This window comes from Staphylococcus sp. HMSC061G12, from assembly GCF_001838465.1.
Lineage (GTDB): Bacteria > Bacillota > Bacilli > Staphylococcales > Staphylococcaceae > Staphylococcus > Staphylococcus simulans.
In genome coordinates this window covers 1-6,429 of the sequence record NZ_KV837070.1, presented here as the reverse complement: position 1 = coordinate 6,429, position 6,429 = coordinate 1, and the positions used below count along the sequence as shown (strand labels likewise).

Annotated in this window: 6 protein-coding genes; 1 reads left to right on the top strand and 5 read right to left on the bottom strand. The window is 36.0% G+C overall.

Features of this window, described 5'->3' with window-relative positions:
* A partial coding sequence (locus tag HMPREF2937_RS06935; protein WP_070626759.1) for a phosphoribosylaminoimidazolesuccinocarboxamide synthase occupies positions 1–655 on the top strand: 655 nt, incomplete at its 5' end.
* 43 nt (positions 656–698) lie between these two features.
* Here the strand turns inward: HMPREF2937_RS06935 and HMPREF2937_RS06930 are convergent.
* The 5 genes from HMPREF2937_RS06930 to HMPREF2937_RS06910 all read right to left on the bottom strand — a co-directional run bounded on the left by HMPREF2937_RS06930 (position 699) and on the right by HMPREF2937_RS06910 (position 6,258).
* The gene (locus HMPREF2937_RS06930; protein WP_060804242.1) at positions 699–1,220 is read right to left on the bottom strand and encodes an NAD(P)H-dependent oxidoreductase; all 522 of its coding nucleotides are present in this window, start codon (positions 1,218–1,220) and stop codon (positions 699–701) included.
* 142 nt (positions 1,221–1,362) lie between these two features.
* A complete protein-coding gene (locus tag HMPREF2937_RS06925; protein WP_070864284.1) occupies positions 1,363–2,775 on the bottom strand; it encodes a sucrose-specific PTS transporter subunit IIBC in 1,413 nt (470 codons plus the stop codon).
* The gene (locus HMPREF2937_RS06920; protein ID WP_070864283.1) at positions 2,775–3,734 is read right to left on the bottom strand and encodes a carbohydrate kinase family protein; all 960 of its coding nucleotides are present in this window, start codon (positions 3,732–3,734) and stop codon (positions 2,775–2,777) included. Before HMPREF2937_RS06920 ends, HMPREF2937_RS06925 begins: the two co-directional genes overlap by 1 nt.
* Positions 3,735–3,736: 2 nt before the next feature.
* Positions 3,737–5,209, bottom strand: a complete 1,473-nt coding sequence (locus HMPREF2937_RS06915) for a sucrose-6-phosphate hydrolase (RefSeq protein WP_070864282.1) — start codon at positions 5,207–5,209, stop codon at positions 3,737–3,739.
* 68 nt (positions 5,210–5,277) lie between these two features.
* The gene (locus HMPREF2937_RS06910; protein ID WP_070864281.1) at positions 5,278–6,258 is read right to left on the bottom strand and encodes a LacI family DNA-binding transcriptional regulator; all 981 of its coding nucleotides are present in this window, start codon (positions 6,256–6,258) and stop codon (positions 5,278–5,280) included.
* Positions 6,259–6,429: the final 171 nt, after the last annotated feature.

Sequence of the window (6,429 nt, the reverse complement as noted above, 5' to 3'; positions counted from 1 at the left end):
AGATGTCTATCAAGACAAAGATGGTGAAATTGTTCTTTTCTTCAAAGATGATATGACAGGAAAAGATGGCAAATTTGATCCAGGTGAAAACCAAGTTGGCTTAACTGTTGAGGGTTCAGGTAAAGCTGGTCTTAAAATGACAAGTTATTTCTTCGAAAAAATCAACGCTGCTGGTATTCCAACACATTATATCGACGCAAATATTGAAGATCGTCAAATGCGTGTTAAAAAAGTATCAGTATTCGGTCATGGATTAGAAGTTATTTGCAGATACCGCGCAGTGGGTTCATTTATCCGCAGATACGGTGACTATATCGAAGAAGGCGCACCACTTAACGCATATGTAGAAATGACTTTAAAAGATGATGAAAGACAAGATCCACTCATCAACAAAGCAGGTCTTGAAGCGTTAAACATCTTAAAACCAGGTGAATACGACGAAATTGCTAAATTAACAGTAAAAATTTCAGACATCATTAAAGAAGAGCTTGCACAAAAAGGTTTAGAACTTTACGACATTAAATTAGAATTTGGTCGCGATGAAAAAACTGGTGAAGTTTTACTTATTGATGAAATCTCTGGCGGTAACATGCGTGTGTTTGATAAAGACGGCAAATACATTGAACCTTTAGAGTTTGGAGAGTATTTATTCTAATTAAACGAAAGCTGAGATCAAAAAACGATCTCAGCTTTTTTATTTACAACTTTTTCACAAATTCTATATAGCGCTTGCTACCTTCAATCAATTCGTTTTTCGTCGCGTGATTCACTGTACCATATTGTTCAAAGTGTCCTTTATATTGGGCACCGATATAATTAAAAGTCGCAACGAATGGTGAAAGTAATGTGTCTAACGTGAATCGATTCGAACCTTCTTCTGAATAATCTTCTTCTAAACTGCCAACTGTCGTCGCAATCGCAAATTTTTTATCACGAAGTTTCGTTCCTTCTGGACCATATGCAAAATTAAATAAAAACACTTCATCTTGATATTGTTTCAATAATGGCGGACTACTATACCAATATAATGGAAATTGGAATACTATTGTATCGTAGCTCATTAATCTTTCTTGTTCGCGTGCAACATCAATGTTTCTGTCAGGGTACAATTCATATAAATCGACCACATCAATTTGTTCGTTTATCAAAGCATTTTTCCACATACGATTAACTACTGAGTTTTCCATATCTGGATGGATAATAATGACTAATTTTCGCATCTTTGCACTCCTTTGATCTTCTTCAATACTCGAAATGATTATAACTTTTAAACTTTTCTTTTGCCATGATACTTCACAAAAATTGCGAACATTTTCTATTAAAAAAACTGCTAACCACAATTTGTGATTAACAGTTTATCCATTATTTAGCTTCCTTGATCTCCTCAGCTAATTTATCACTATATCCAAAGAACCAAGTTAATACAAAAGCTGTCGCAAATGAAATTACTAATACTAATAAATAAAGTGGCAATTGGCCAATATCTTTTAAGAATAATAAGATACCTGGCAATACAGTAATCGCCATACCTGATGCTTTTAAGTGGAAAAGTGCTGCGAAGAATCCACCTACTGCTCCACCAATCAAACCACAAACAAAAGGTTTAAAGTAACGTAAGTTTACACCGAAAATCGCAGGTTCTGTAATACCAAGTAATGCTGAAAATGCTGAAGGTAACGCTAACGTTTTTAATTTAACCTTTTTCGTTTTAAGTCCTACCGCAACAGCTGCTGCGGCTTGAGCTGTCATAGCTGCTGAAATAATCGGGTTGAATTCATTATAATGGAATTTTTCTAACAACTGAATTTCCATGAAGTTAAAGATGTGATGTACACCTGTAACCACGATAATTTGTTGGAAGAACCCAATTAAAAGTCCAGCGATACCGAATGGTAAAGCAAGTACCCATTCTGTTCCTGACAATATAATTGTTTCAATTGAATGGAATACAGGACCAATCACAAATAATCCTAAAGTAATCATCACAAGTAAGACTAAGAATGGTGTCACAATTAAATCAATCGCATCTGGAATACGTTTTCTCAATGCTTTTTCAAACTTAGCACCAATCAAGCCGACAAAGAATGCAGGTAATACTGAGCCTTGGTAACCGACAATCGGTATAAAACCAAAGAATTTAATAGCTTCTGCTGAACCATCACCTACTTCATACGCATTAGGCAATGCTGGGTTTACGAGCATCAATCCTAATACGATACCTAAAACAGGACTGCCACCAAAGACTTTAAAGGCACTCCAAGCAACTAATGCAGGCAGAAACGCAAAGGCAGTATCCGTCAGCACTTGTGTGAACAAAATAAAGTTTTGCGGGATATCTTTAGCTGTCATGCCCATCCAGCTTAAAATTTGGTCGTTCATTACGACACCGCGTAGTCCCATAAACAGACCCGTCGCAACTAAGACTGGAATAATCGGTACGAAAACATCACCGAACACACGAATCGCTCGTTGAAATGCATTGCCTTGTTTGGCACCCGCTTCTTTAACCTCTGATTTCGAACTGCCCTCTACACCTAATTGTGTAATTTCATTATAAATCTTGTTGACGGTACCGGTTCCAAAAATAATTTGAAATTGTCCCGAGTTATAAAAGGCACCTTTTACTTTTTCAATTTCTTCTACTTCTGCTTGATCTACTTTTTCATTATCTTTGACCATGATTCTTAAACGCGTCGCACAATGGGCAAGAGATTCAATATTTTCCTCTCCACCCACTGCTTGAATGACCGCTTCTGCTATTTTCTTATCACTCATTACTTTTCACCTCTCATAAACGTTGTCGTTTGTGTTTTTGTCGGCAGACTTTCTATCGCACCATATGCAGTAGTTGTTAATGCGCCGACCGCATTCGCAAATTTTAAAAATTGATGACTTTCTTCAAAAAGCTTGTGCTTACCATGTGTTAATAACTGATAGTTGATGGCACCGATAAAGGCATCACCCGCACCAGTCGTATCTAAAACTTCTACATTAAAACCAGTTTCTTGTGCAATTAAACCTTCTTTTGTATAAAGCGCAGCACCTGCTTTGCCTTCTGTATAAATAACAGCTTCTACATTGCCTTTAAAAAGCGAATCGATTGCTGCTTGTTTATCTTTAAGACGCGTAATAAACTCTAATTCTTCATCTGAAATTTTGACAATATGTGCTTTAGGTATAAATTCTAATACAGTATGGTGTAATGCATCTAAATCATCCCAAAGCGGGAAACGCAAGTTCGGATCAAAAACAACAGTCCCTTTTGCTTCTAACATTTGATCAATCAACATGCGGTGTGTTGCTTTCATTGGACAATCTACTAAATCAACCGAACAAAAATGCAGAATATCTGTCTCATCAAAGGATAAATCTGTTAACTGATCCGCTTCCAACAACATATCTGCTGAAGGTTTACGATAAAACGCAAAGTCTCGTTCTCCCGCTGCGGTTAAGCTGACAAATGCAAGTGCTGTATTTGCTGTCGATGTTTGTTTCAAATACTGCGTATCGACACCAACATCCTTGAGTTTATCTTCTATTTTCTCGCCGAATGCATCATCACCGACTTGTGTAACCACTGCCGCATCGCCGCCTAATTTTGCGACACAACTTGCGACGTTTGTAGGTGCACCGCCGACTTGTGGTGAAAACTGTGTCACTTCTTTTAATTTCGCATCACGTTCACTAGGGATAAAATCGATTAATGCTTCTCCAACTGCATATAATTTATTCATGATTACCCTCTTTTCAATTCATATTGTTTCGTTTCCATTTTGACCGTTCCTGACTCTGACGATAGTTGACAATATTGATATGGTTCAACAGGAAACAGTCTAGACGTCATCACATGTGTACCTTCATTAATGAAGATTTCTATACTTGATGTATCTATAAAAATTCTCAATGATTTTAAAGCATCAAATAACTGTACACTTCTCTTTTGATTATCTTGATTGTTTGGTAATTCACCACTCTGGCTGCGATCTAGTTCAAAAACTCCTGTATTTTTATCATACGTTATTTTAACCGCTTCTTCGACTTGATTAGAAAAAACTATGCTTAATACATCCGCTTCATTTTCAACGATTGAAATGTTGAGTTCTGAACGGTCTGGTTGAATCAAATCTAATACAGTGTTGTCATCAGTGATATCCATTTTTGTTTCATTACTGCGAACTCTCAACTTTTCTACATCTGGATGTACCGTTTGTATTAATGTATTCTCTTTAACTTTCAATACCCTCGGTAAAGTCAGACAATGTGCCCAGTTATAAACATCTGTTGGATAGTTAATGTCTGGTAAACCCATCCATCCGATTAAGACACGTTCGCCTTCTTTAGAAATAGTTGTTTGCGGCGCATAAAAATCAAAGCCGTGATCTAATTCAACAAATCCATCATGTTTCATTTCTAAAGTCTTTAAATCAAAATCTCCTATGATATAACCGGATTGATAGATATTGCGATAGTTCATCCCATCTGCTTCTAACCCTTGTGGACAAAAAATTAACACATCTTTATTTCCTAATTTAAATAAATCTGGGCATTCCCACATATATCCGAAATCTGATAAACCTGTTTGAATTTCTCCGAGTAAATGAAACTTGAATGATGTATCACCTTGATAGATTAAAGCACGCCCTGTTTGTGCTGTAGTTTGTGCACCAATCACGAAATAATAATTTCCATTTTCCTGCCAAACTTTCGGATCTCTAAAATGGTCGGTATAACCTTGCGGTGAACCTTCAATGAGTGGCTGTTTGTCCTTCACTTGAAACGCGTCATTTAATGTCGCTACCATTTGATAAGGTACACGTTCCCAATCTTTTGTCCTATGATTACCTGTATAGAATAAATACAACTGGTCTTCAATTTGTATACTAGAGCCACTATAAGCACCGTGCGAATCATATGTGGTATCAGGATAGACGACTGGTCCTTTATTTTCAAAATGAATCAAATCATCAGAAACAACGTGATACCAATATTTCAAACCATGAACAGGACCTAACGGATACCATTGATAAAATAAATGGTATTGACCTTTAAAGTAAATGAAGCCGTTCGGATCATTTAACAATCCCGAAACAGGTTGAACATGAAAGTGTTGTCGCCAAGGTGATTGATGCACTTTGTCTGACATACTTTCAAATTCTTCATTTGAAATTGAAGATAATCCTCGATACCTTGCTTCGCGTGTCCATTCCATCCTATCACTCCTTTCTATTTGGAACCGGTTCCAAAATACTATAAAAGTAAAACGCTTTCACAAACATTTTACTCATTGCTTTCAGATAAGTCAATACTGTTATTTTTAATAAACTCAAAATCCATCACTTCTATTTGTTTAATCGCTTCACCATTGATAATACGAATTAAATTTTGGGCAGCTTTTTCACCTGTTTGTTTATAGGGAAAGCTGATTGTCGCAAGAGATGGTGTGACAATAGAGGTTGTATCATAGCCTCCGAATCCCGCTATTGATAGTTGATTTGGAACTTGAACATGTTGATGATGGGCAGCTTTCAAGGTTCCTAACGCAATATTATCTGTCCCGCAAATTAATGCATCGTATTGAGACACTAATGGTTTTGCAGCGACTACAGCTTGTTGTAAATCAAAAGTTGTGTAATAAACATCAGGCGTTTGATTATATCGTTTTAAACCTGACAATATACCTTTTTTTCTTTCAACACCTACTGCTTTATCATATTCATCGACACCTAAATATGCGATACGTTTAAAGTTTTGTTGTCCAAATAATTCTCCAATAGTACGCCCCGCTTCAAAATCATTTTGTATTACAGAAGGTACATGTTCATCTGACTGCCCGACTAATATAACAGGAGCCTTTATTTTCTGTATCGCTTCAATGTGTTGCTTTGTGATTTGTGTGGCGATTAATAAAATACCATCTACTTTATTTTTGTTAAGTGTATATAATGCTTCTATTTCTTGTTCAATACTTTGACTCGTATTGACAATCAGGGTTTGGTACTTAATTTCACGTAAGTAAGTATCTGCACCTTCAAGAATCTGATTTGCTGCATAGGAATCAAGTCTAGGAATAATCGCACCAATCATGAATGTACGTTTGGCTTTTAAGGATTGTGCAAATTGATTAGGTGAATAGCCTGTTTCCTGTACAATTTTATCTATTTTATCCTTAGTTTTCTGGCTGACAGATCCACCATTTAAGTATCTTGATACTGTGCTTTTTGATACGTTTGCCATTGATGCGATATCTGAAATATTCATAGTCACCCTCCTTCCTTTATGATTTCAAGTCATTTAATATGTATTATAAAATATTAACCTTTTTTCTGCTTGTGCTTATTATAATCAAGAAATCATTCATTAATCAATAATTTCTGAATAAATTAATCTTTTCTTTATAAAATCGAGTAGGAGAGTAATCATTAATTGACC